This window comes from Streptomyces sp. NRRL F-6492 (genome assembly GCF_001280125.1).
Classification (GTDB): Bacteria; Actinomycetota; Actinomycetes; order Streptomycetales; family Streptomycetaceae; genus Streptomyces.
In genome coordinates this window covers 22,466-45,477 of the sequence record NZ_LGEG01000116.1, presented here as the reverse complement: position 1 = coordinate 45,477, position 23,012 = coordinate 22,466, and the positions used below count along the sequence as shown (strand labels likewise).

Annotated in this window: 16 protein-coding genes and 1 pseudogene; 11 read left to right on the top strand and 6 right to left on the bottom strand. The window is 74.3% G+C overall.

Annotated elements, in window-relative coordinates; all coding sequences use genetic code 11:
- Positions 1 to 82 precede the first annotated feature (82 nt).
- From ADL08_RS11305 to ADL08_RS11280, 6 genes are all read left to right on the top strand, one after another.
- Positions 83 to 3,040, top strand: a complete 2,958-nt coding sequence (locus ADL08_RS11305; RefSeq protein WP_053641960.1) for a sigma-70 family RNA polymerase sigma factor — start codon at positions 83 to 85, stop codon at positions 3,038 to 3,040.
- Positions 3,041 to 3,296: 256 nt separating this feature from the next.
- Entirely contained in the window at positions 3,297 to 4,526 is a 1,230-nt protein-coding gene (locus tag ADL08_RS11300; protein WP_053641959.1) for a hypothetical protein, read from the top strand.
- Complete coding sequence (locus ADL08_RS11295) at positions 4,510 to 5,280, top strand: hypothetical protein (RefSeq protein WP_053641958.1); 771 nt, start codon at positions 4,510 to 4,512, stop codon at positions 5,278 to 5,280. Before ADL08_RS11300 ends, ADL08_RS11295 begins: the two co-directional genes overlap by 17 nt.
- Positions 5,281 to 5,463: 183 nt before the next feature.
- A complete protein-coding gene (locus tag ADL08_RS11290; protein WP_053641957.1) occupies positions 5,464 to 5,988 on the top strand; it encodes a tetratricopeptide repeat protein in 525 nt (174 codons plus the stop codon).
- Between the two features lie 110 nt (positions 5,989 to 6,098).
- Positions 6,099 to 7,058: a hypothetical protein gene (locus tag ADL08_RS11285; protein WP_053641956.1), complete on the top strand. Its 960-nt coding sequence runs from the start codon at positions 6,099 to 6,101 to the stop codon at positions 7,056 to 7,058.
- 74 nt (positions 7,059 to 7,132) lie between these two features.
- Positions 7,133 to 8,293, top strand: coding sequence for an aminopeptidase P family protein (locus ADL08_RS11280; RefSeq protein WP_053641955.1), 1,161 nt, complete (start codon positions 7,133 to 7,135; stop codon positions 8,291 to 8,293).
- 17 nt (positions 8,294 to 8,310) lie between these two features.
- Here the strand turns inward: ADL08_RS11280 and treZ are convergent, their stop codons facing one another.
- Both treZ and ADL08_RS11270 read right to left on the bottom strand, forming a co-directional pair.
- A complete protein-coding gene (gene treZ, locus ADL08_RS11275; RefSeq protein WP_053642026.1) occupies positions 8,311 to 10,062 on the bottom strand; it encodes a malto-oligosyltrehalose trehalohydrolase in 1,752 nt (583 codons plus the stop codon).
- Positions 10,063 to 10,134: 72 nt separating this feature from the next.
- The gene (locus ADL08_RS11270; protein WP_053641954.1) at positions 10,135 to 11,094 is read right to left on the bottom strand and encodes a GNAT family N-acetyltransferase; all 960 of its coding nucleotides are present in this window, start codon (positions 11,092 to 11,094) and stop codon (positions 10,135 to 10,137) included.
- A gap of 215 nt (positions 11,095 to 11,309) precedes the next feature.
- Between ADL08_RS11270 and ADL08_RS11265 the strand changes: the two genes are divergently transcribed.
- The 3 genes from ADL08_RS11265 (at position 11,310) to ADL08_RS11255 (ending at position 13,880) form a co-directional block, all read left to right on the top strand.
- Entirely contained in the window at positions 11,310 to 11,858 is a 549-nt protein-coding gene (locus ADL08_RS11265; RefSeq protein ID WP_053641953.1) for a DUF1707 and FHA domain-containing protein, read from the top strand.
- A gap of 375 nt (positions 11,859 to 12,233) precedes the next feature.
- Positions 12,234 to 13,301 (top strand): cytochrome P450, encoded by a 1,068-nt coding sequence (locus ADL08_RS11260; RefSeq protein ID WP_078968109.1) that lies wholly within the window; start codon positions 12,234 to 12,236, stop codon positions 13,299 to 13,301.
- A gap of 84 nt (positions 13,302 to 13,385) precedes the next feature.
- Positions 13,386 to 13,880, top strand: coding sequence for a hypothetical protein (locus ADL08_RS11255; protein WP_053641952.1), 495 nt, complete (start codon positions 13,386 to 13,388; stop codon positions 13,878 to 13,880).
- Between the two features lie 36 nt (positions 13,881 to 13,916).
- Here the strand turns inward: ADL08_RS11255 and treY are convergent, their stop codons facing one another.
- Complete coding sequence (treY, locus tag ADL08_RS11250; RefSeq protein ID WP_053641951.1) at positions 13,917 to 16,289, bottom strand: malto-oligosyltrehalose synthase; 2,373 nt, start codon at positions 16,287 to 16,289, stop codon at positions 13,917 to 13,919.
- Between the two features lie 141 nt (positions 16,290 to 16,430).
- Entirely contained in the window at positions 16,431 to 18,554 is a 2,124-nt protein-coding gene (gene glgX, locus ADL08_RS11245) for a glycogen debranching protein GlgX (protein ID WP_053641950.1), read from the bottom strand.
- Positions 18,555 to 19,142: 588 nt separating this feature from the next.
- Between glgX and ADL08_RS11240 the strand changes: the two genes are divergently transcribed.
- Positions 19,143 to 20,339, top strand: coding sequence for an SAV2148 family HEPN domain-containing protein (locus tag ADL08_RS11240; RefSeq protein WP_053641949.1), 1,197 nt, complete (start codon positions 19,143 to 19,145; stop codon positions 20,337 to 20,339).
- Between the two features lie 86 nt (positions 20,340 to 20,425).
- The gene (locus ADL08_RS11235; RefSeq protein WP_053641948.1) at positions 20,426 to 21,151 is read left to right on the top strand and encodes a 3'-5' exonuclease; all 726 of its coding nucleotides are present in this window, start codon (positions 20,426 to 20,428) and stop codon (positions 21,149 to 21,151) included.
- 483 nt (positions 21,152 to 21,634) lie between these two features.
- Here ADL08_RS11235 and ADL08_RS38980 read toward each other — a convergent pair.
- Together ADL08_RS38980 and ADL08_RS11225 are read right to left on the bottom strand one after the other, a co-directional pair.
- Positions 21,635 to 21,889 (bottom strand): annotated as a pseudogene (locus tag ADL08_RS38980) (alpha/beta fold hydrolase); the annotation flags it as partial.
- A 262-nt stretch (positions 21,890 to 22,151) separates the two neighbouring features.
- The gene (locus ADL08_RS11225; RefSeq protein ID WP_053641947.1) at positions 22,152 to 23,009 is read right to left on the bottom strand and encodes an aminoglycoside phosphotransferase family protein; all 858 of its coding nucleotides are present in this window, start codon (positions 23,007 to 23,009) and stop codon (positions 22,152 to 22,154) included.
- Between the last annotated feature and the right edge of the window lie 3 nt (positions 23,010 to 23,012).

Genomic DNA, 23,012 nt, shown 5'->3' with positions numbered 1-23,012 from the left:
TGCCCGGGGCGCCCGCTCGTCTCCTGCTGCGACAACCGCCCACCAGAGCAGTCGCACCTGCTCTTGTCCGAGGATGTATCGCATGCGACACAACGGGTCCGACAGGACCGACGCGTTTCCGGACCGCCGCACGGTGGAGGCAGCCCGCGACGGGGACGCCGGGGCCGTCGAACGGCTCACCGCGGGCGCCCTGCCGCTGGTCTACAACGTGGTCGGACGGGCGGCGGAGACCGACCTCGATGTCGACGACATCGTGCAGGACACCATGGTCGCGGTGATCCGCGCACTGCCGGACCTGCGGGACGCGGCGAAGTTCCGCTCGTGGCTGGTGGCCATCGCGGTCCGCCAGCTCACCGACGCCCGGCGCCGGGCGCGGTCCGGCCGGCTGACGACACTGGAGCACGCCGACGAACGGCACGCGCCGGAGCCCGACTTCGCGACCCTCTTCCTGCTGCGGCAGTCGCTCTCCGTCGAGCAGCGGCAGGTCGCCGCGGCCACCGCGTGGCTCGACCCGTCCCACCGCGACCTGCTGTCACTGTGGTGGCTGGAGGCGTGCGGACGGCTGTCCCGGAAGGACATCGCGGCGGCCATGAACCTTCCGGTGACCCACCTGGCGGTCCAGGTCCAGCGGATGAAGACCCAGCTGGACGTGGCGCGGACCGTCGTCCGGGCGCTGTCCCAAACCCCGCGCTGCCCGGAGCTGACCGAACTCGCCGGCCCGGACGACCCGACTCCCAGCCCCCTGCTGCGCAAGCGGATCGCCCGGCACCTCCGCTCCTGCGAGCCGTGCGGTCGTCCCGTCGGCCGACTGGTCCCGCCCGAGCGGCTGCTCGCGGGCCTGCCCCTGCTCGTACCGGGCCGCACGGGAGACCCCGGAGCGGCCGGGGCGACGGGGTGGGCCGGACCGGCGGAGCAGCCGGTGCTCGGTGAGGCGGGAAGTCCGGCGGACGCCGTCGCCGGGCCGGGTCCGGGCGCGGACGGCCCGTTCGAGGCCGGTGTCACCGGTGCCGGGGGCCACTCCCCGTTCGAGGCCGGTGTCACCGATGCCGGGGGCCACTCCCCGTTCGAGGCCGCCGTCGCCGGGGGCCGGCCCCGTCCGGCCGCAACCGTCCGGCACACCGCCCACCGGCCGGCGCCCCGCGGCCACGGCCGCCGCGCGACCGGCCGCCCGCGCGGCGACCACGGTGTGCTCGGCGGACTCCCCGCCAAGGCGACGGGCGCGACCCTCGCCACCGGGGTGGCCGCGCTCGTCGTGGCGGGCCTCGTCATGGTCCCGTCGGGGGCGGAGCCGTCCGCCGACGCGCGGAGTACGGCCTCCCGGACGAGTCCGTCGGCGATGACGATGGCGATGACGGAGACTCCCGCCTCCACCGCGCCCCGGAGCGCGACCCCGCGCGGACCCGAGCCGGCCGCCCCCGCGGAGAGCCGCACCCCCGCCCCGTCCCCCGTCGCCGCGCGCGTTCTGCGCACGTCCCTGCCCGCGAAGACCCTCGACCCCACCTACTTCGTGAGCCCCGGCGGCAGCGACTCCAACCCCGGCACGTCGGCCGGATCGCCCTTCCGCACCCTCCAGAAGGCCGCGGACCTCGTCGCCCCCGGCGACGTCGTCGCCGTCATGAACGGCACGTACACCGAGCCCCGCAAGGGCTCCAACGTGCTGACCGTCAAACGCTCGGGGCGTCCGGGAGCTCCCATCACCTTCACGGCGTATCCCGGCCACCGGCCGGTCCTGAACCCGAAGACGGCCTGGAACGGCATCAGCGTCTACGGCGCGTCCCACATCGTCATCGAGAACCTGGAGGTCAAGGGCAACAACGCCGCCCTGTCCCTGGCCGACGCCGAACGCTCGTCGAGCAAGACCGACCCCACGTACAACACCAACTGCATATCGGTGGAGAAGAACCGGGAGTCCGGCGCGTTCCCCCACCACGTCACCATCAGCGGCAACCTGGTGCACGACTGCGCGGGCGGCGGGATCTCCGCGATCGAGGCCGACCACGTCGACATCACCGGCAACCACGTCCACTCCAACGCCTGGTTCACCGTCTACGGCACCAGCGGCATCTCCGTCCTCACCCCCCGCGGCACCGGCGGCGGCGACCCCCGGACGTACGGGATCCGCATCACCGGCAACCGCGTCCACGACAACGAGACCAAGGTCAAGTGGGAGGGCTGCCGCTGCTATTCCGACGGCAACGGCATCATCGTCGACACGACGAAGGGCGACCCCGGGCGCGGGAGGCCGGCCTACGACGGACGCGTCCTGGTCGCCAACAACATCAGTTACGACAACGGCGGTTCGGGCATCCACGCCTACAAGAGCCGGCACGTCGACATCGTCCACAACACGGCCTACCTCAACGGCCGCAGCACGCGCATCACAAAGCCCTACGCCAACATCTTCGCCCACGACAGCACCGACGTGCGGCTCCTCAACAACATCGCCTACGGCCGCCCGGGCCAGTCCACCAACAGCAAGTCCCGCAACGTGGACGTCACGTACGACTACAACGTCTACTTCGGCGGCAGGGCACCCGAGGTCAGGGGCCCGCACGACATCGTCGCCGACCCGGAGTTCACCGCCCCCGGCAAGAGCCCGAACGCGGACTTCCGGCTCACGAAGGGCTCACCCGCCATCGGCTCCGCCACCCCGTTCCCGGCCGTGACCACCGACCTCACCGGGGCGACCCGCGGGGGCGGCGCACCGGACCGGGGCGCGTACGGCTTCGGAGCCGCCGCGGGAGCCGTCACGGGTGGCGGCGACTCGTCGGCGCCGGGGCGGGAGGGCCCGGACGCGGGTGCCGGCGAACCGTCCGGTGACACCGGCGCGGGCCCCTCGGCCGGTACGGACGCGGCCGACGGCGCGGGCGCGGAGGCCGGCGCGGCCGGTGACGACGGCTCCGGCCTCACGGCCCACGGCGGGAGCGAACGGCTGGCGCAGACCGGCGGGTCCGACCCGTTGCCGCCGCTGGGCATCGCCGCGGGCGTCCTGGCCGTCGGAGCCGGCCTGCTCGTGCTCGCCCGGCGCAGGCGTTCCTGACACGGCCGAGCCGTCCCCGGTGCCGCCGGGGACGGCTCCCTCCGCGCAGGAGCCGAAACCCGGCGGGGCCCGCGAAGCGGAGCGCCCACGCCGGAGGAAGCCCGTTGCCCGCCGTCGAGCCCCCGTGAGAGCATCGGGACCAACGGTCCGTCTCCTCTCGCTCACGCTTCGCCGCGCGAACGGGAGAGTGCGGGCCGTCGCCATGTCCACGGTTTCGAGCGATCCATCGACGTCCGCGAACGGCAGGTACCGTCCGATGCACACGACAGAGCCGGCGGAAGCACGCATCGAGGACGCGGACAACGTCCTGGTCGCGCCTTCGGCGTTGCGGGACGACGCCGTGGCCGGGGAGTTCTTCGGGGCCACGATCACACCCGAGGACCTCGTCTCCGGTGCGCCCGACCTCGCGGGGAAGACCGTCTACCTGTGCGGCGACACGTCCGGGATCAGCGACCGCCATCTGCGCGCGGCCGCCCGGGTGTTCGTCGTACGGGAGCTGTCGCACGGTCACCGCGAGGGCGTCGACGCGCCCTGGACCCCCGTCGGCCTCGGCCGGGTCCCCCTCCGCGTCCACGGCGTCGGCGTGTACTACCGCCGCTTCTTCGCGCTCGACGCCGACCACTTCGGAAAGATCCGTACGGAGCACGCGTTCCAGTCCCTGACGGAGTCCACCAAGCCCGGCACGGCCCACCGCAGCGGCATCTACCTGACGCCCGTCACGCGCGACGGCGACGCACTGCACTTCCGTCTGCTCCGGTGCTCCACGAACTTCTCGGGGCCGACCGAGGACTTCCGCCCGACCGACACGGACATCGTCGAGGCGCTGAACCGCGAGGCCGCCACCGTCTTCCGGGACCAGGCGCCGCTCAACCACGTCCTCGCCCAGATCTACCACAACACCCTCGCCACGGACGGGCGCAAGCAGTCCAAGGCCAGGATCTCGTCCCACGCCGACAAGACCAAGGACATGCCCGCCAACGGCGTCATGGCCTTCTGCACCTTCTACGACGGGCTCGACGGGCTGGAGCCCCTGGCCGAAGACGCCTTCGACCGCGGACTGAAGGGCGTCAGCGGGCTGACCAGGCTCCACTTCCGCCTCAAGGAGCCGACCGGGGGACACGACGGGGCCGCGCTCCCGAAGCAGTTCGGCATCACGCTCCATCCCGGCTCCGTGTTCTTCATGCCGCTGTCCACCAACCGCCTCTACACCCACGAGATCCGGCCCTCGGCGCTGGACGCCGAGTCGCTCCCGACCCGCCTGGGATACGTGGTGCGCTGTTCGAGCGCCGAAGCCGTCCACAAGGACGGCCACACGTTCCTCAAGAAGGCCGGAGGCCCGGTGAGGATGGAGCCGCCCACGGAGGACGGCATGGACGAGCTGCGCAGGCTGTACGCCGAGGAGAACAGGACCTCGTCCTTCATCGACTACGGCGACGCGTTCCTCTTCAGCATGAACACGGGGGACTACCTTGCCCCCCGCGCCTAGCATCGCGGACGGGATCCTCTCCTACGCCCTGCCGGTCGAGGGGGACCTCTTCGCGGAGCTGTCCGCGTCGACGCGTCTGGAGGACGTGGGAAAGGGCCGGCGGGGCGCCGTGATCGCCGAGGTGGACGAGGCGGGCGCCGTGCCCCTCGTACGCACCACCACGCGCTACGGCAGCCCGGCGCAGCGTTTCCGGGCGGTGCACGAGCGGCTGGCGCGGCGGGTCCAAGAACGTGCGGCGCTTCCGGCCGGCTTCAACAACGCCCTCGTCGAGAGCTACACGAACGCCTACAGGACCATGGGCGCCCATTCCGACCAGGCCCTCGACCTGGCCGACGGGTCGTTCATCGCCGTCTTCTCCTGCTACCGGGATCCCGGAGCGGGCCCGTCGCGGAAGCTGATCTTCGAAACGAAGGAGCCCGGCGGCGAGAAGTTCGAGATCCCCCTCGCCCACCACGGTGTCGTCGCGTTCTCCGTCGACACGAATCGCCGCCTCAGGCACAGGATCGTGTGGGACGCGCCCGACCGGGCGGCGGACAACCCGTGGCTGGGCGTGACGTTCCGGACGTCGAAGACCCTCGTCCGGTTCCGCGACGGCCACCCGTACCTCCCGCGGGGCGACCGCCTCGTGCCGGCCGACGACGAGCAGAGGAGCGAGTTCTACCGGCTGCGCCGCCGTGAGAACGCCGAGGCGGACTTCGGTTACCCCCCGCTGGGCTACACCGTCAGCGAGAGCGACCTGATGCCGCCCGTCTGAGCTCCGAGGACCGGGGAGCCGGCCGGGAAAGCAGGCCGGGGAGCGGGCCGGGCCGTGTACGGGGTCCGCGTCCCCGTACCGGCGCGACCGGCTCGCCGTCCGTACCGAAGCCGGGGTGGCCGCGACCTTCGCGTGCTCCGGGCCGCCCTCGTCCGGAGCACCCGCGTCCTCTAGGGTGCCGCCATGACCGACGACCAGGACTGGGAGCTCAGGATCGCCGCGCTCTGGGAGCGCGTCGACGCCCACGAGCCCGCCGACTTCCGCGCCCGCGTGGCCGAACTGGCCGCCGAGCGGCCCGCCGACGACCCCGCCGCCCTCTTCGAGCGGGGCGCCGCCCACGACTCCACCGGCCTGCCGGAGGAGGCCGTCGCGTACTACCGGCGCGCCCTCGGCCTCGGCCTCACCGGACTGCGCCGCCGCCGCGCCGTGGTCCAGCTCGCCAGCAGCCTGCGCAACCTCGGCCGCCCCGACCTCGCCGTCGAACTCCTCACCGCCGAGCGGGACGTCCCCGCCGACCGGCTCGACGCCGACGAGCGGGCCCTCTCCGGCGCCGTCGACGCCTTCCTCGCCCTCGCCCTGGCCGACACCGGCCGCGACCGCGAGGCCGCCTCCCTCGCCCTGGGCGCCCTCGCGCCCCTGCTGCCCCGCTACAACCGCTCCCTCGCCCACTACGCCCGCGCCCTCCTCACCGCCCCCGACGGCTCCTGAGCCGCGGCGCGGCGAACCCGCCCGGACCGTGGCCGAGTTGACGCGACCGCAAGAGCGCCGACATCCGCAGTCGCTACCCTGGGCCCAACGGCGACGGAAGGCGGGCGGGCGTGGGCTGGCTGCGGCGGGGACCCAGGCGGGACGGCGACGACGCACCGAGGGACCCCGGGTTCACGTACTTCTCCCGGAACGAGGCCGCGCTCTTCCGCGGCCGGGTCCGGGAGACCTTCGCCGAACTCGGTCTGGAGGTCACCGTCTACGCGGACCACGTCGTCGACGACCGGGGCCGCCGCTTCGGCCTCACCAACCTCGCCGCCGTCTGCCACCAGGACCGGCGCGGCCCCCGCGTCTGGCCCGGCCTGATCAGCCGGCACATCGAGCTCGTCGTCCGGGCCATGGACGGCCCCTCCGCGCTCGACACCCTGCCGCCCGAGCAGATCCGCTCCCAGCTCTACCCCCGGGTCGTCAGCGGCGACGGCCTCGACGCCGGTTCGTTCGCGTACGCCAGGAGCGTCGCCCCCGGCCTGTACGAGATCCTCGCCCTGGACCTGCCCGAGAGCGTCATGATGCTCACCGACGACGCCCTCGCCCGGCTCGGGAGCCACGCGCAGCTGCGCGACCGGGCCCTGCGCAACCTGCGCGGGCTTCCCGTCGAGGGGCACGAGACCGTCCGCGACGCCGACGGCATGTGCTTCGAGGTCGTCCTCGGGGACTCCTTCTACACCGCGAGCCGCGTCCTCGACCTCGACGGGGTCGTCCGCCGCGTCACCGGCCTCCCGCTCGGCGAGCACGGCGCCCTCGTCGCCCTGCCCTTCCGGCACCAGCTCGCCTTCCACCCCATCCGGGACACCTCCATCATCCCCGCGCTCGGCGCGATGGCCTCCTTCGCCGCCACCGGCTACGAGGACACCCCGGGCGCCATCAGCCCGTACGTCTTCTGGTGGCGCGCCGGCACCCTCACCCAGCTCAGCGAGCACGACGAGGAGCGCGGCGACCTGCGGATCGTCGTCGGCGACGACTTCCAGGAGCTCCTGGAACGGCTCATCGCCCAGGGGCCCGACCGCCGCTGAGCGGTCGCGGCCCGACCCCCCGCCCGGCAGGATGCTGTACGTCCGGGACGCAGCGGTCCGAGAAGGAGCCCCCCATGCCGAGCACCCCCGACGGCGCCCCCGCCTCCGCCACCGAAGAGCCGGTGCCCTTCACCGCCGACGACTACCGGGCCCGGATGACCCGCGCCGCCGAGTCCGCCGCCGACGCCGGGCTCGCGGGCCTGCTCGTCGCCCCCGGCCCCGACCTGGTCTACCTCACCGGCTACCGGCCCACCGCGATCACCGAGCGCCTCACCGTCCTCGTCCTCGCCGCCGGACGGGAACCGGTCCTCGTCGTCCCCACCCTGGAGGCCCCCGACGCCGAGCGGTCCGCCGGGGCCGCCGCGCTCACCCTGCGCGACTGGACCGACGGCAAGGACCCGTACGCCGTCACCGCGCCGCTCCTCGGCGCCGGTGGGCGCTTCGGCATCAGCGACAACGCCTGGGCCATGCACCTCCTCGGCCTCCAGCAGACCCTGCCGGGCACCTCGTACGTCTCGCTCACCGAGGCCCTGCCGATGCTCCGGGGCGTCAAGGACGCCCACGAACTGGCCCGGATCGCGGCCGCCGGGGCCGCCGCCGACCGGGCGTACGGCGAGATCCTCGGGGTCCGCTTCGCGGGCCGGAAGGAGACCGACGTCGCCGCCGACCTCGCCGCGCTGCTGCTGCGTTTCGGCCACTCCCAGGTCGACTTCACGGTCGTCGGCTCGGGACCCAACGGCGCCAACCCGCACCACGAGGCCGGTGACCGGGTCATCGGGCGCGGCGACATGGTCGTCCTCGACTTCGGCGGCCTCAAGCACGGCTACGGCTCCGACACCACCCGCACCGTCCACGTCGGGGAGCCCACGGACGAGGAGCGGCGCGTCCACGACCTCGTACGGGAGGCCCAGCAGGCCGGTTTCGAGGCCGTGCGGCCCGGGGCGGCCTGCCAGGACGTCGACCGGGCGGCCCGCAAGGTCATCACGGACGCCGGCTACGGCGAGTACTTCATCCACCGCACCGGCCACGGCATCGGCGTCACCACCCACGAGCCCCCGTACATGATCGAGGGCGAGGAGCTGCCGGTCGTGCCCGGCATGTGCTTCTCCATCGAGCCCGGGGTCTACCTGCCGGGCCGCTTCGGCGTCCGCATCGAGGACATCGTCACGGCCACGGAGGACGGCGGGGCGCGCCGCTTCAACCACACCCCGCACGAGATGGCGATCGTCGAGTAGGACCCGTCCGGGACCCGTCAGCCGTCCGCCAGGACCACCGCCGACTCGCCGGGCACCCGCAGGACCCCGTCCGCGGCCGGCGGGTCGACCGGCTCCCAGGACGCCAGGACCCGGTCCCGGCCGTTGGAGCCGAGCGGGATCACCGCCGGCTCCTTGCCCAGGTTCACCGCCACCCGCAGGTCCCCGCGCCGGAAGACCAGCCAGCGGTCCTCCTCGTCGTACGCGACCTTCACGCCCCCCAGGTCCGGATCCGTCAGGTCCGGCAGGGTGCGGCGCAGCGCGATCAGCTCCCGGTGCCAGGCGAGCAGCCGCTTGTGCGGGTCCTCCTCGCGCTCGGTCCGGTCCAGGACCGAGCGGTCCCGGGTGGCCCGGTCCTGCGGGTCGGGCACCTCGTCCTCGTCCCAGCCGTGCTCGGCGAACTCCCGCCGCCTGCCCCGCCGCACGGCCTCCGCGAGCTCCGGATCGGTGTGGTCGGTGAAGTACTGCCAGGGCGTCCGCGCCCCCCACTCCTCGCCCATGAACAGCATCGGCACCGAGGGCCCGGTCAGGACCAGGGCCGCCGCGCAGGCGAGCAGCCCGGGGGAGGCCGAGGCCGACAGGCGGTCCCCGAGGGCCCGGTTGCCGATCTGGTCGTGCGTCTGCGCGTACCCGAGGAAGCGGTGGGCGGGGGTCCGCTCCCGGTCCACCGGCCGCCCGTGGTGGCGGCCCCGGAAGCCGGAGTACGTGCCGTCGTGGAAGAAGACGTGCGTGAGCGTCTTGGCGAGCGCCGCCATCGGGGCCCGCGCGAAGTCGGCGTAGTAGCCCTGGGCCTCGCCGGTCAGGGCGGTGTGCAGGGCGTGGTGGAAGTCGTCGTTCCACTGGGCGTGGAGCCCGACGCCGCCCAGCGCGCGCGGGGTCGTCGTGCGCGGGTCGCCCAGGTCGGACTCGGCGATCAGGAAGTGCTGGCGGCCCTGCTCCCGCGCCAGCTCGTCCACGGCCGCTGACAGCTCCTCCAGGAACGTCAGCGCCCGGGTGTCCGCGAGCGCGTGCACCGCGTCCAGCCGCAGCCCGTCGATCCGGTAGTCCCGCAGCCAGGCCAGCGCGCTCCCCAGGAAGTACGCCCGCACCTCGTCCGAACCGGCCGCGTCCAGGTTCACCGCCGAGCCCCACGGCGTGTGGTGGGTGTCCGTGAAGTACGGCCCGAAGGCGGGCAGGTGGTTGCCGGAGGGGCCCAGGTGGTTGTGGACCACGTCGAGGACCACGCCCGTCCCGAGCCCGTGGGCCGTGTCCACGAACCGCTTCAGCGCCTCGGGGCCGCCGTACGGCTCGTGCACCGCCCACGGCGCCACCCCGTCGTACCCCCAGCCCCAGGTCCCGGGGAACGGGCACAGCGGCATCAGCTCCACATGGGTGACGCCGAGGCCCGCGAGTTCCCCGAGGCGTTCGGCCGCCGCGTCGAGCGTGCCCTCGGGGGTGAAGGTGCCGACGTGCAGCTCGTAGAGGACGGCGCCGCGCAGCCGCAGCTTCGGGGACGCGTTCCGCCAGGCGTACGCGGACTGGTCGACGACCGCGCTCCGCCCGTCGGGCCCGTCGGGCAGCCGCCGGGAGCAGGGGTCGGGCAGCACGGGGCCGTCGTCCACGGCGAAGCCGTACCGGTCGCCGTCCCCGGCGGGCACCACGCCCGTCCACCAGCCGTCCCGCTCGGCGTCCCTCTCCAGGGGGTGGCCGGTGCCGTTCAGCTCCAGCGTCACCCGGTCACGGGCGTTCGGCGCCCACACCTCGAAGAGCACGGGAATCCCCTCGTCGTCGGAACCGGTCGGCCGTGCCGTGGGCACGGCCGGCCACCGCGACCATCCTGGCAGTCAGGACCCCGACGTGCCCGGCGCGTCCCACACGTGGTTGATCGCGCGCTCGAACGTGTCGTAGCCCGTACGGGCGAACGCGGCCGCCATCGGCACGTTCCCCAGGTCCGTGGCCGCCCGGATCCGGGGCACGCCGGCGGCGGCCAGGATCCGGGTCCCCTCCGCCAGGACGTCGTCGACGTATCCGTGCCCCCGGTGGGCGGGCAGCACACCGATGTACGCGATCGTGTGGTGGTAGTTGTTCCGGGCGGGCACGACGAAGCCGACCGGCTCGCCGGTCCCCGGCAGCACCGCCACCCGCCACCACTCACGGGGCGAGGAGTAGTGCGCGAACTCCTCGTCGTAGTGCCGCTCCGCCACCTCCCGCGCCGGGAGCCCGGACGCCAGGTCGGCCCGCCCGTGCGCGTCGAGGGTGCCGTCGAGCACCGGGACCATCAGGGAGACCAGGTCCTCGCGGTCCCGCACCGGACGGAACTCCAGACGCCCCGTCGGCTCCGGCACGGGGGCGCCGGGCCGCCACTCCAGGCGCAGCCGCTCCACGAGGGGGCGGGCGCCCGAGCGCTCCAGGACGGCGAAGAGCGACTCCAGGTACGACCGGACCTCCGGGTCCTCGCGCCAGTCGCCGGGGATGAACCGCCCGTACTCGGGGCGTGGGGCGCCCGCCGGGACGACCGCCGCCGTCGCCGTCTCCAGGAGCCGCAGCCCGACGTCGGCGCGGTCCTCCTCGGACAGTTCCGGATCCAGGTCGAAGAAGTCGAGCGCCTGAGGTCCGGCACCCGCCTCGTGGGTCCACCAGGCGATCCGGCCGAGGAGCCGGTCGCCGTCCAGGGCCACCCACAGCCACTCCGGGAGACGGCGGCCGGTGGCGAGGTCGTCGGCCAGTTCGTGGTCGAGCGAGTACGAGAGGCGCAGGAAGAGGTCCAGCTCCTCCGGTCCGGCGAGCGGGCGTATGACGGTCACGTGTGTTGTCCCCCTGGGGAGTTCGGTGGTGCGGCCGGCCGACCGTAGCAGTGATCTTGGAAGGGGGGTACGGAGTTTTCGCCGGGTCGCCGGGTCGCCGGGGCCGGCCGGGGTCCCGGGCCGGCCGGGCCCGGTGGTGGCCTTCGTGGAGCCCCGGCCCCGGTTCCGGGGGCCCTTCTGGACACTTCGGGCCCGTCGGGCCGACAATCTCGGGTGTGACGACCCCTTTCGAGCTTCCGGCGAACTCCCCTCGGCTGACCGACGCCGAGCGGGACCGCGCGCTGGTGCTGCTCCGTGAGGGCGCCGCCCAGGGCCGCCTCTCGCACGACACCTTCGTCTTCCGGATGGAGCGCGCGCTCCAGGCCCGCCGGCCGGACGAACTCGACCTGCTCGTCGCCGATCTGAGGAGCGAGGGGACCTGGACCCGGCGCGTGGTGGGCGCGGTGGAGCGGATGTCCGCGTTCACGGCGAGGCTCGGACGCGCCTGGCACGCGGAGCGGCTGCCGAAGCTGCTGCTTCCGCACCCCGGCCCGCACCCGCTGCGGATAGGCCGCGATCCGGTCAACGGACTGCGGCTCAGCCACGAGACCGCCTCCCGGCTGCACGCCGAGCTCTCGCTCCAGGGCGGGATGTGGGTGCTGCGCGACCTCGGCTCGACGAACGGCACCACCGTCAACGGGCGCCGGGTCACCGGCGCGGTGGTGGTGCGTCCCGGGGACGTGGTCGGCTTCGGCCAGATGGCGTTCCGCCTCTCCCACGCCTGAGCACTCCGCTCCCTTTCCCCGCCCCGGTCGAGACCCCGGAAGGTTCACCCGTTCGGCGGTGCATGGTGGGCGGTGAGGAGCCCCGGATGGTGGGCTGGAGCGGACGCGGGCCACGTTCTCCGGCCGCGGCACCCACCGCCGACCGCAGGGGGCGTGATGACCGCCGAACCGACCCGAGGCATACGCGACGACCGGCCGGAAGACCGCGACGACCGACCGGCAGACCGGAGTGTCCGCGACGACCGACCGGCAGACCGGAGTGTCCGCGACGACCGGCCGGCAGACCGGAGTGTCCGCGACGGCCGGCCGGTAGACCGGGGCGTCCGCGACGACCGGCCGGAAGGGCCCGGCGGGGCCTGGACCCGGCTGCCGGCCATGAACCCGGCCACCCCCTCGGCCGCCGCCCCCGCGGAGCCGGATCCGGGCCGCGCCACCTCCCCCGCACGGACCGGCCGGGGTGCCGGGCCCCTCCCCGGCCGGGTGCGCACCGCGCCCGCCCCGGCCACCGGCGGGTCCGGCGGCACCGGCGGGCGGACCGTCGCGCCGAGCCCCCTCGACCCCGGCGCCTCGCAGGACCCGCACGGCATCCACCGCAGGCTCCGCGAGGAGTTCCCGCTGACCTACGACCCGCTGCTGCGGGCCTGGGTCCTCAGCCGGTACGCGGACGTGGCCACGGCCCTCACCGACGGCCGCTTCACCCACGGGCACCGGCCCGGCGACCCGCCGTGCGTCCGCGCCCACGTCGACGTCGACACGGCCGCGCTGCGGGCCGTCACGGAACGCACCGCGTACGTCCTGGCCCGCCGGATCGCCGAGCGCCCGCAGGCCGACCTGGTCGCCGACTTCTGCCACTGGCTGCCCGCCGGAATCGTCGCCGCCGCCGTCGGCGTCCCCTACCGGGACATGATGCGCCTCGTACGGGGCCGGGCGGCCGGGGCCCTCGCCGGGGAGTGCGGCACCCAGATCGCCGTACGGGAGAAGGCGCTCGCCTCCTTCCTCGGCAACGTCCTGTCCGACCCCGACCAGGTCGCCGCCCTCCGCGACGCGCCCGCCGCGCTCGTGGCCCGCGCCTGGACCGAGTCGCTGCGCCGCGACCCGCCCGTGCAGATCGCGGTGCGCCGCACCGCCGCCGAGGTCCCGGTGAGCGGCGGCCTCATTCCGGCGGGCGCGTCCGTCGCGCTGCTCGTCGGCTCGGCCGGACGGGACCCGGAGCGCTTCCGGGAGCCCGACCGCTTCGACCCGCTCCGCGACGACCCGGGCCAGCTCACCTACGGTCCCGGCTTCTGCCCGGCCGTCCTCCTGGCCGGCATCGAGGCCGAGTACGCCCTGCGGGCCCTCTTCGCGGAGATGCCCCGGCTGCGCCTCGCCGACGGCTTCCGGCCCACTCCCGCGGGGCTCATCACCCGTGCCCCGCGCACGCTGATCGTCCGTCCCGGAGGCTGAAACCGGCGCTCCCCGTCGCTGCTAGGGTGTCGTGCGCTCGTCAAACGAGCCGTATTGAATACCACTTTCAACGGGGTCTGAAACATGAAGATGCGTCATGTCCGCGCACTCGCCGTCTTCGGCATCGCACTCGTCGCCCTGACCGGCGCCCGCGGTTCGGGCGGTGGCGGCTGCGACAGCCACAGCGGCTCCGGGTCCAGCTCCAGCAGCTCCGGCGGCAGCGGCTCCCACCACGACGACGACGACAACGACGGCACCTCCGGCGGTTCCGTGTCCGGCGGCTCCAGCGGCGCGAACAAGGCCCTGCGCGACGTCACCATCGACACGTGCGCCTACGACGCGGCGACCAAGAACCTCACCGCGCGCATCACCATCAAGAACGACGGCGCGCTCGACTACGACTACGACGTCACGCTGAGGTTCGAGGGCACCTCCGCGGTCGCGGCGACCGCGACCACGACCGACGTCGCGGTCGCGGCGGGCGCCTCCGAGAGCGTCGACGTGACCACCGCGTACCCCGGCACCGGCGACGGCTCCGAGTACACCAAGTGCGAGGTCACGCGGGCCAGCCGCTCCTGACCCGCGAAGGGGGGCGCGGTCCGCGCCCCCCTTCCGTCATCCCGCCTCGTCCGGGATCCGGGCGAGCAGCGCCACCGGCCGCTCCTCGAAGAGCTCCGCCAGCTTCAGCTCCGTCGCCGGACCGCCGGTGAACTCCCGCACCCCGCCCAGGGCGTCGGCCCAGCGGCCCTCCGGCAGGACCAGCTCCGTGTCCTGCCAGCCGCCCGCCTCCGCGAGCCGCAGCGGAAGCCGGGTCACGGCCGTCACCACCGAACCCGCGCGGGCGAACGCCAGGCAGTGGTCGGCGGCCGGCCCCTCCGCCGTCAGCGGCGCGTACGCACCGCCCGGCCCGAAGGCCTCCGGACGCTCGCGCCGCAGCCGCAGCGCCGCCCGGACCAGGGCCGTCCGGTCGTCGTCCGGGCCGGCCGCGAACGGCGCCCGGTTGTCCGGGTCGACGAGCGCCCGGTACTCCCGCTCCGTGTTCTGGTACAGCTCCGGCACCCCCGGCATCGTCAGCTGGGCGAGCAGTGCGCCGAGCGCGTGCGCCCGGATGTGCGGCTCCAGGGCGAAGGCCGCCTCCGAGGCCGTCCGGAGCGGGACCCGGCCGGGCCCGGCCGCCGCGAACTCGGCCACCGCCCGCTCGTACTCCTCGTCCGGCTCGGTCCAGCTGGTCCGCAGCCCGGCCTCCCGCACGGACTTCAGGAGCGCGGGCACCAGCCGGTCCGCGTCCGGCGTGCCCAGGCCGAAGGCCGTCTGCCACGCCGTCCACGCCAGGTGCTGGTCGGGCGCGGGCACCCCCGCGACCTCCCCGAGCAGCTCCGCCCACACCTCGGGGCACTGGGCGAGGACCGCGATCGCGGCCCGCACGTCCGCGCTCCGCTTGGTGTCGTGGGTGGACAGGACCGTGCCCGTGGCCGGCCAGTCCCGGGCGATCCGCAGGCAGTACGCGTGGAACTCCTCCACCGGCACCGCCGGGCGCCCCGCGTCGCCGCCCACCTCGTTCGCCGAGAGCAGCGGCGTGTACCGGTAGAAGGCCGTGTCCTCCACCGACTTGGCCCGCAGCGCCGAGGAGGTCTGCGCGAACCGGGCCCGGAACGCCCGGTGTTCCGGCCCGTCGCCCCGCAGCCCGAGCGCGAGCTCCCGCACGAGGTCGACCGCCGTCGCCTCCTCCTCCACCGCGAACGCGGCCTTCGCGCCGCGCGCCGCCTCCGGGGTGATCACCTCCTCGCCGCCGGTCCGGTAGGTCCGGTAGACCGGGACCCGGACGAGCAGCTCCCGGACCGCGGTGCGCAGCGCCCAGGGCGCGTGGTCCCGCAGGGCGGGGTCGGCGGCGCAGATCCGCTCCGCGATCCGGGTGAGCGCGGCCGTCTCGGCGGCCAGGTCGTGCCCGACCACCTCGTACGCGGCGCGCCGCTCGGTCGCCTCCCAGCGGCCGCCCCGGTCGGCGGCCTTGCCGACGAACCCCCGGTACAGCTCGGCGAGCGTGTCGGCGCCCACCGGGTCGGTGAACACCCCGTCGAGCCGCCGCAGCGCGTCGTACCCCGTGGTGCCCGCGACCGGCCAGGCGTCCGGCAGCGTCTCCGCACCGGTGAGGATCTTCTCCACCACCGTCCAGCAGCGCCCGCCGGTCGCCTCCGCCAGGTCCTCCAGATAGCCCTGCGGGTCGGCGAGGCCGTCCGGGTGGTCGATGCGCAGCCCCTCGACCACCCCGTCCGCGACCAGCTCCACGATCTTCGCGTGGGTCGCCCCGAAGACCCCGGGCTCCTCCACCCGCACCCCGATGAGGTCGGAGACGGTGAAGAAGCGCCGGTAGTTCAGCTCGGTGCGGGCGAGGCGCCACCAGGCGAGCCGGTACCACTGGGCGTCGAGCAGCTCGTCCAGCGGCAGCCCCTCCGTGCCGGGGCGCAGCGGGAACTCCTGCCCGTCCAGGCGCAGCACCCCGCCGGAGACCCGCAGCCGGTCCCGTACCTCCGGGAGCCGGGCGGGCAGCACCGGGAGCAGCAGCCTGCCGTCCCCGGCCCGCCAGTCCACGTCGAACCAGCGGGCGTACGGCGAGTCGGGGCCGTCGCGGAGGACGGCGCGCAGCGCGTGGTTGTGGACGGGGGAGGCCGCCATGTGGTTGGGCACCAGGTCCACGACCAGGCCGAGCCCGTGCGCCCGCGCGGTCGCGGCCAGGGCCCGCAGCCCCTCCTCGCCGCCCAGCTCGGCCCGTACGGATCGGTGGTCGGTGACGTCGTAGCCGTGGGTCGAGCCGGGCACCGCCTCCAGGACGGGGGAGAGGTGCAGATGGGAGACCCCGAGACCGGCCAGGTGCGGCACGGCCCGCTCGGCGGCCGCGAACGGGAAGTCCGGCTGGAGCTGGAGCCGGTAGGTGGCGGTCGGCAGGGCGGCGGGGCGCGGGAGCGGGGAGGGGGCCGGAAAGGAGGTCATGCGAACGTACGTACCCCGATGGAGGGGTTCTGTGTCATCGCCCGCGCGTCCTCCCGGGCCCACCGCACCGGATTCCCCCGAAAGGATGACGCCGAACGGCCCCGCCGGTCTCCCGGCGGGGCCGCGGCCCGGAGGCGGGGATCAGGCCGGCCGGCGCAGCACGGTCAGGCTGAGCGGCGCGAGCCTCACCCGCTCGCCGCCCGCCAGCTCCGGCCCCTCGTGCGGCGGCATGCCCTGCGGGTCGGAGGTGTCCACGACCATGCGCCAGTAGTGGCCGTGGCTGTCCGGCACCGAGAACTCCAGCTCCTTCGACGAGGCGTTGAACATCAGCAGGAAGGAGTCGTCGGCGATCCGCTCGCCCTGTGTGCCCGGCTCCGAGATCGCGTTCCCGTTGAGGAAGACGGTCAGCGCCTGCGCGTGCGCCGCCTGCCAGTCCCGGGACGTCATCTCCTCGCCCTCGGGCGTGAACCAGGCGATGTCGGTCAGCTCGTCGTGGGTGCCCTCGACCGGCCGCCCGTGGAAGAAGCGGCGCCGCCGGAAGACGGGGTGCTCGCGGCGCAGCCGCACCATCGCCCGGGTGAAGCGCAGCAGCGTGGCCTCCGCCTCGCTGTTCTCCTTGGGCCATCGGACCCAGGACACCTCGTTGTCCTGGCAGTACGCGTTGTTGTTGCCGCCCTGCGTCCGCCCGAACTCGTCGCCGTGGCTGAGCATCGGCACGCCCTGCGACAGCATCAGGGTGGCGAGGAAGTTGCGCATCTGGCGGGCGCGCAGCTCCGCGATCCCGACGTCCCCGGTCTCGCCCTCCGCGCCGCAGTTCCACGAGCGGTTGTGGCTCTCGCCGTCCCGGTTGTCCTCGCCGTTCGCCTCGTTGTGCTTCTCGTTGTACGAGACGAGGTCGCGCAGCGTGAAGCCGTCGTGGCAGGTCACGAAGTTGACCGAGGCGAGCGGGCGCCGGCCGTCGTCCTGGTACAGGTCGGAGGAGCCGGTCAGCCGGGAGGCGAACTCCGCGAGCGTGCGCGGCTCGCCCCGCCACAGGTCCCGCACGCAGTCCCGGTACTTTCCGTTCCACTCGGTCCACAGCGGCGGGAAGTTCCCCACCTGGTAGCCGCCCTCGCCCACGTCCCACGGCTCGGCGATCAGCTTCACCTGGCTCACCACCGGGTCCTGCTGCACCAGGTCGAAGAAGGACGAGAGCCGGTCCACCTCGTGGAACTGGCGGGCCAGGGTGGCCGCCAGGTCGAAGCGGAAGCCGTCCACGTGCATCTCGGTCACCCAGTACCGCAGACTGTCCATGATCATCTGGAGCACGTGCGGGGACCGCATGAGCAGCGAGTTCCCGGTGCCGGTCGTGTCGAAGTAGTGCGCGGGCGCTTCGTCCACGAGCCGGTAGTACGAGGGGTTGTCCAGGCCCTTGAAGGAGAGCGTCGGGCCCAGGTGGTTGCCCTCGGCGGTGTGGTTGTAGACCACGTCGAGGATGACCTCGATGCCCGCCTGGTGCAGCGCCCGGACCGCCGACTTGAACTCCAGGACCTGCTGGCCCCGGTCGCCCCAGGACGCGTACGCGTTGTGCGGGGCGAAGAAGCCGATCGTGTTGTAGCCCCAGTAGTTCGAGAGCCCCGCGTCCGCGAGCCGGTGGTCGTTCACGAACTGGTGGACGGGCATCAGTTCGAGCGCCGTCACGCCCAGTTCCTTCAGGTGCCCGATCACCGACGGGTGCGCCAGACCCGCGTACGTCCCCCGCAGCTCCTCGGGGAGGTCCGGGTGCAGCATCGTCAGGCCCTTCACGTGGGCCTCGTAGATCACCGTGTGGTGGTACTCGGTGCGCGGGCGCCGGTCGTCGCCCCAGTCGAAGTACGGATTGACCACGACCGACGCCATCGTGTGCGGGCCCGAGTCGAGGTCGTTGCGCGCGTCCGGCTTCCCGAACGGGTAGCCGTACACCGCCTCGCTCCACTTGACCTGTCCCGACATCGCGCGCGCGTACGGGTCGAGCAGCAGCTTCGCCGGGTTGCAGCGCAGCCCCTGCTCCGGGGCGTACGGGCCGTGCACCCGGAACCCGTACCGCTGTCCGGGCATCACGCCCGGCAGATAGGCGTGCCGCACGAACGCGTCGCTCTCGCGCAGCTCCACCGCCGTCTCCGAGCCGTCGTCGTGGAGCAGACACAGCTCGATCCTGTGGGCGGCCTCCGAGAAGACCGCGAAGTTGGTTCCCGCACCGTCATAGGTGGCGCCCAAGGGGTACGCCTGTCCCGGCCAGACCTGCATGGATACGACTATTCCTCTTCTGTCCGGGTCTTTCTGGATGGTCTTCGGCCAGATCCTGCCCGAAAGAGGGGCGAGCGCCTAGGACTTCGCCCGGCCCTGCGGGTGACCGCCGACCGGGAGGGGGACGGGGGAGGAAATGTGTACGAAATGACATCCCGCCACTCGGGGGAACGGGCAACTCGGGAGACACCGGACGGACCGCCTCCGGGGTCAACATCGGGTTCCGCCGCGTCGCCCGGAAGCGGGGGCCCGCGGCCGGCGCCGGGCCACCGGCCGGACCCCGCCGGCACCCGGGGGCGCAACCGCTATGAATCCGCTCACTCCACCCGATCTCGACCCCGGGAACAGGCGCTTCCGACTTGCCAGTTGAGGAAGGAGCCTGACGATCCTGCTGCACCGCCTCCCGCTCGCGGAGTACCCTTCCTTGATCGTTGTCGGAGTGGTCGGAGCGAGCGTCCAGGAGCAGAAGGCGGTGCGCGGGTGAGCTCGGGAGGTCTGGAGCTGCCCCCAGGGGACGCGGGCCGGGACGGGGGCCCCGCGGGCCCCGCCGGGGCGCCGCCCGGAGCGGCCGCAGCGCCGGGGACCGGCGTGCCGCCGGGCGCCGGTGCGCCCCCCGGCACGGTCGCCGTCGCCCGGCCGGTCGAGATAGGGGCCGAGCTCGACTGGGACGCCGAGGCCTGGAGCGAGGTCCGCACCCGGGCCCAGCGCGCCGGCCGCGCCTACATTTGGCTGAATCTCGTCGAACAGCGCCTGCGGGCCGTCGTCGCCGCCGTCCTGCGGCCCGTGTACGAACCGGTCCACGGCGAGGAGTGGGTGGTCGCCGCCGCCGGACCGGCCGGCCAGGAGTGGGTGCAGCGCGCGGTCGCCGTGCGCGAGGTCTCGCGCCGCAAGGGCTACCTCCTCGACCCGGCCGACGACAACGTCCTGAGCTTCCTCACGCTCCCGCAACTGCGCGAGCTGATGGTGCAGCACTGGCCCTGCTTCGAGCCCTACTTCGACGACCGGCGCGAGGTCGAGCTCGCCCTCGACGAGCTGGAGGTCACGCGCAACGTCGTCTCCCGCAACCGGGCCCTCTCGCTGACCGTCCTCGCCCAGTCCGAGCGGGCCTCCGCCCGCATCCTGGAGATCCTCGGCAGCGGGGCCGGGGTCCCGTCCGCCGACCGGCTGCCCGTGGACGCCGTCGAGGACCTCGTCGGCGACCGGTACGCGGACGTGGTGCAGGTCCACCCCGACCGGGTCCGGCTCCAGCGGCAGCTGCCCGCCGAGGACCTCTTCGGCGGGGCCCGCCGCCTCGACGCCACCGGCATAGGCCTCAATCTGCTCGTGCAGAACTTCTCCGGGCGCCGCATGGTGCGCCTCGCCGAGTCCGGCTGCCGGACCCGGCTCCTCTTCCTCAACCCCGCGAGCAGCGCCGTCAAGCGCCGCGAGCGGGAACTCGGCCTGAAGAAGGGCGAACTGAGCCGCTCGGTCGAGATGAACATCCTGCACATGCGCCGGGTCCGCTCCAAGCTCCGCGACCCCGGCGCCTTCCAGATCCACGTCTTCGACGAGACCCCCCGCTTCACCGCCTACCTGGTGGACGGCGACGGCCCCGACGGGGTCGGCGTCGTGCAGTCCTACCTGCGCCGGGCCCGGGGCATGGAGGCGCCCGTCCTGGTGCTGCGCGGCGGCGGCCGGAACGTGGTCCGCCACGACCAGCACGCCCGTGACGGGGATCACGGGCTGTTCGAGACGTACCGTGAGGAGTTCGAATCGGTCTGGCTCGACTCCCGGCCCGTCTCCTGACCCCGGCGAGGGGCGCCCGGGGCGGTTGTCAGTGTCGCGTGCAAGGCTTGTCGGTACCACGGGGGAGATCACGTAAGGAGGACCCGATGGCTTGGCACGGCGAGACGCTGGTCGGCTTCGATCTGGAGACGACCGGCACCGATCCGCTGGAGGCCCGCATCGTGACGGCCTCGATCGTGGAGGTCGACGGCGGGGGACACGTCGCACGGCGGCGGGACTGGCTCGCCGACCCGGGAGTCGACATCCCGCACCAGGCCGCCGCGATCCACGGCATCACCACCGAGCGCGCGACGGCCGAGGGCCGGCCGGTGCGGGAGGTGGCCGACGAGATCGCGAAGGTCCTCGCGGAGTACTGGGAGGACGGCGTCCCGGTCGTGGCGTACAACGCCTCGTTCGACCTCACCCTCCTCGCCGCCGAGCTGCGCCGCCACGGACTGACCCCGATGGAGGAACGGCTCGGCGGGACCGGGATCGGCCCGGTCGTCGACCCGTACACCATCGACCGCGCCGTCGACCGCTACCGGCGCGGCAAGCGGACCCTGGAGGCGGTCTGCGGGGAGTACGGCGTCGTCCTCGAATCCGCCCACGAGGCCGCGGCCGACGCGCTCGCCGCCGTCCGCGTCGCCGTCGCGATAGCCGAGCGGCACCGCCGGGTGGCCGACCTCGACCCGGCCGAGCTCCACGCGCGCCAGATCGACTGGTACCGCACCTGGGCCGAGGACTTCCAGGCCTTCCTGCGCCGCAAGGGCGACGCCGAGGCGGTCGTCGAGACCTCGTGGCCCCTGCGCGACGCGGTCGTGCCGACGCGCTAGGAGCCGTCGGGCGGCCTCGTTCTCCTTGGGGAAGGAGAGCAGCAGCTCGTTCACCCTCTCCGGACGGTCGAGCTTGAGCCAGTGGCCCGCCTCCTCGACCCACTCGTAGCGCCAGGTCCCGGCGACGTGCTCGCCCGTACGGGACATCGAGCGCTCGGTCAGGAAGCGGTCGCCCGTCGACCAGAGGCCGAGCACCGGAACGGCCTCCGGCAGCGGCGGAGCCGACCTGTCCGCGCCGAACAGGACCTCCGGCGGCAGCCCCGCCCGGTAGACGTTCAGCGCGGCCGTCAGCGCGCCCGGCGCCCGCAGCGGCTCGATCACGGACTCCGCGTCCGGGTGCTCGGCCAGCATCTCGCGCAGCTGGGCGAAGTCGTCGCGCGCGAGCCAGTCCTCGGCCACTCCGGCGAGCTGGAACAGCAGCATGGACCAGGAGCGCTGCCGCTGCTCCCGGCCCGCCTCCAGGTTCGCCGTCAGGTGCCCCACCGTCAGCAGGCTCAGGCTCAGGCTCCGCACCCGGTCCGTCACCGCGTGGGCGAGGCCCTGGGCCACGCCCGAGCCCCAGCCGTGGCCCACCAGGTGGAACCGGTCGACGTCCAGCCGGGCGAGGAGTTCGAGCAGGTCGCCGGCGTGCTTCGCCGGGTGGTACGCCTCCGGGCCGCCCTCGGGCCGGTCCGACGCGCCGAAGCCCCGCAGGGTGGGCACCACGCACCGGAAGCCCGCCGAGGCCAGGGCCGTCACCTGGTGGCGTCACAGGTGACGGCTGTCGGGAAAGCCGTGCACGAGGAGGACGGCCGGCCCCTCCCCGCTCACTTCGACGTCCAGCGTGACGTCCGACAGCTCCACCCGCATCGCGCCTCTCCGTTCCAGGCGTCCGGTTCGACGGGGCCATGACGGCGGGACGGACGGGGCGTCAGGCGGGCCGGGGGACGGGGTGAGCCGGGAGACGGGGCGACCGGGCGGCGAGGCGGGCCGGGTGCCGGGGCCGGCACCGGAGCGGGCGTCAGAACGGGTACCAGCGCACCTCCGGGTCGCCGTCCCGCAGCGAGGCCACCCGCCGCTCGAACTCGGCCAGGGCCTTCGGGTTCGTGGGCGCGTGCTGCGCCACCCACGCGCAGCTCGCGGTCTCCCGCGCCCCGCGCAGCACCGCGCACCCCTCCCACTCCCGGACGTCCCAGCCGTACGCCCCGGTGAAGGCGTCGTACGCGGCCGGGTCGAGGCCGTACCGGTCCCGGGAGAGGGCCAGGACGACGAGGTCGTGCTCGCGCAGGTCCGAGGAGAAGGTCTCCAGGTCGACCAGGACCGGACCGTCCGGGCCGACGTGGACGTTCCGGGGCAGGGCGTCCCCGTGGATCGGGCCCGGCGCCAGGCGCGGGGTCAGGGCGGCCGCCGCCGGGGCGAAGGAGTCGCGCCGCTCGCGCAGGAAGGCCGCGTCCGCCGGGTCGATCGCGTCCCCCGCGAGCCGCAGCCACCGCTCGACCCCGCCGAGCAGCTCGCGGCGGGGGAGCACGAAGCCCTCCGGCTCCGGCAGCGCGTGGACCCGCCGCAGCAGCGGGGCGAGGTCCCGGGGCTCGGGCGGCCGGACCGCCCCGGGCAGCCGGTGCCAGAGGGTGACCGGGTGGCCCGCCACGAGCCGGGGCCTCTCCTCCGCCGCCCGCACGGCCGGGACCCCGGCCTGCGCGAGCCAGGCGGCGAGCGCCAGCTCCCGCTCCGCCCGCCCGAGCAGCTCGGCGTCCCGGCCGACCTTCACCACCAGGTCGCCCGCGGCGAAGACCGCGTTCTCCCCGAGCGCGAGGAGCTCGGCCTCCCCGGCCGGCAGCCCCGCCCCGTCCAGGACCTCCCGTGCCCGCGCCTCGTCCATCGA

What these genes read in the sequence shown, in the direction of transcription:
- ADL08_RS11305 (WP_053641960.1), top strand. Translation starts at nt 83, where the DNA reads ATGCGACACAACGGGTCCGACAGGACCGACGCGTTTCCGGACCGCCGC.
- ADL08_RS11300 (WP_053641959.1), top strand. Translation starts at nt 3,297, where the DNA reads ATGCACACGACAGAGCCGGCGGAAGCACGCATCGAGGACGCGGACAAC.
- ADL08_RS11290 (WP_053641957.1), top strand. Translation starts at nt 5,464, where the DNA reads ATGACCGACGACCAGGACTGGGAGCTCAGGATCGCCGCGCTCTGGGAG.
- ADL08_RS11280 (WP_053641955.1), top strand. Translation starts at nt 7,133, where the DNA reads ATGCCGAGCACCCCCGACGGCGCCCCCGCCTCCGCCACCGAAGAGCCG.
- ADL08_RS11260 (WP_078968109.1), top strand. Translation starts at nt 12,234, where the DNA reads ATGAACCCGGCCACCCCCTCGGCCGCCGCCCCCGCGGAGCCGGATCCG.
- ADL08_RS11255 (WP_053641952.1), top strand. Translation starts at nt 13,386, where the DNA reads ATGAAGATGCGTCATGTCCGCGCACTCGCCGTCTTCGGCATCGCACTC.
- treY (WP_053641951.1), bottom strand. Translation starts at nt 16,289, where the DNA reads ATGACCTCCTTTCCGGCCCCCTCCCCGCTCCCGCGCCCCGCCGCCCTG.
- glgX (WP_053641950.1), bottom strand. Translation starts at nt 18,554, where the DNA reads ATGCAGGTCTGGCCGGGACAGGCGTACCCCTTGGGCGCCACCTATGAC.
- ADL08_RS11235 (WP_053641948.1), top strand. Translation starts at nt 20,426, where the DNA reads ATGGCTTGGCACGGCGAGACGCTGGTCGGCTTCGATCTGGAGACGACC.
- ADL08_RS11225 (WP_053641947.1), bottom strand. Translation starts at nt 23,009, where the DNA reads ATGGACGAGGCGCGGGCACGGGAGGTCCTGGACGGGGCGGGGCTGCCG.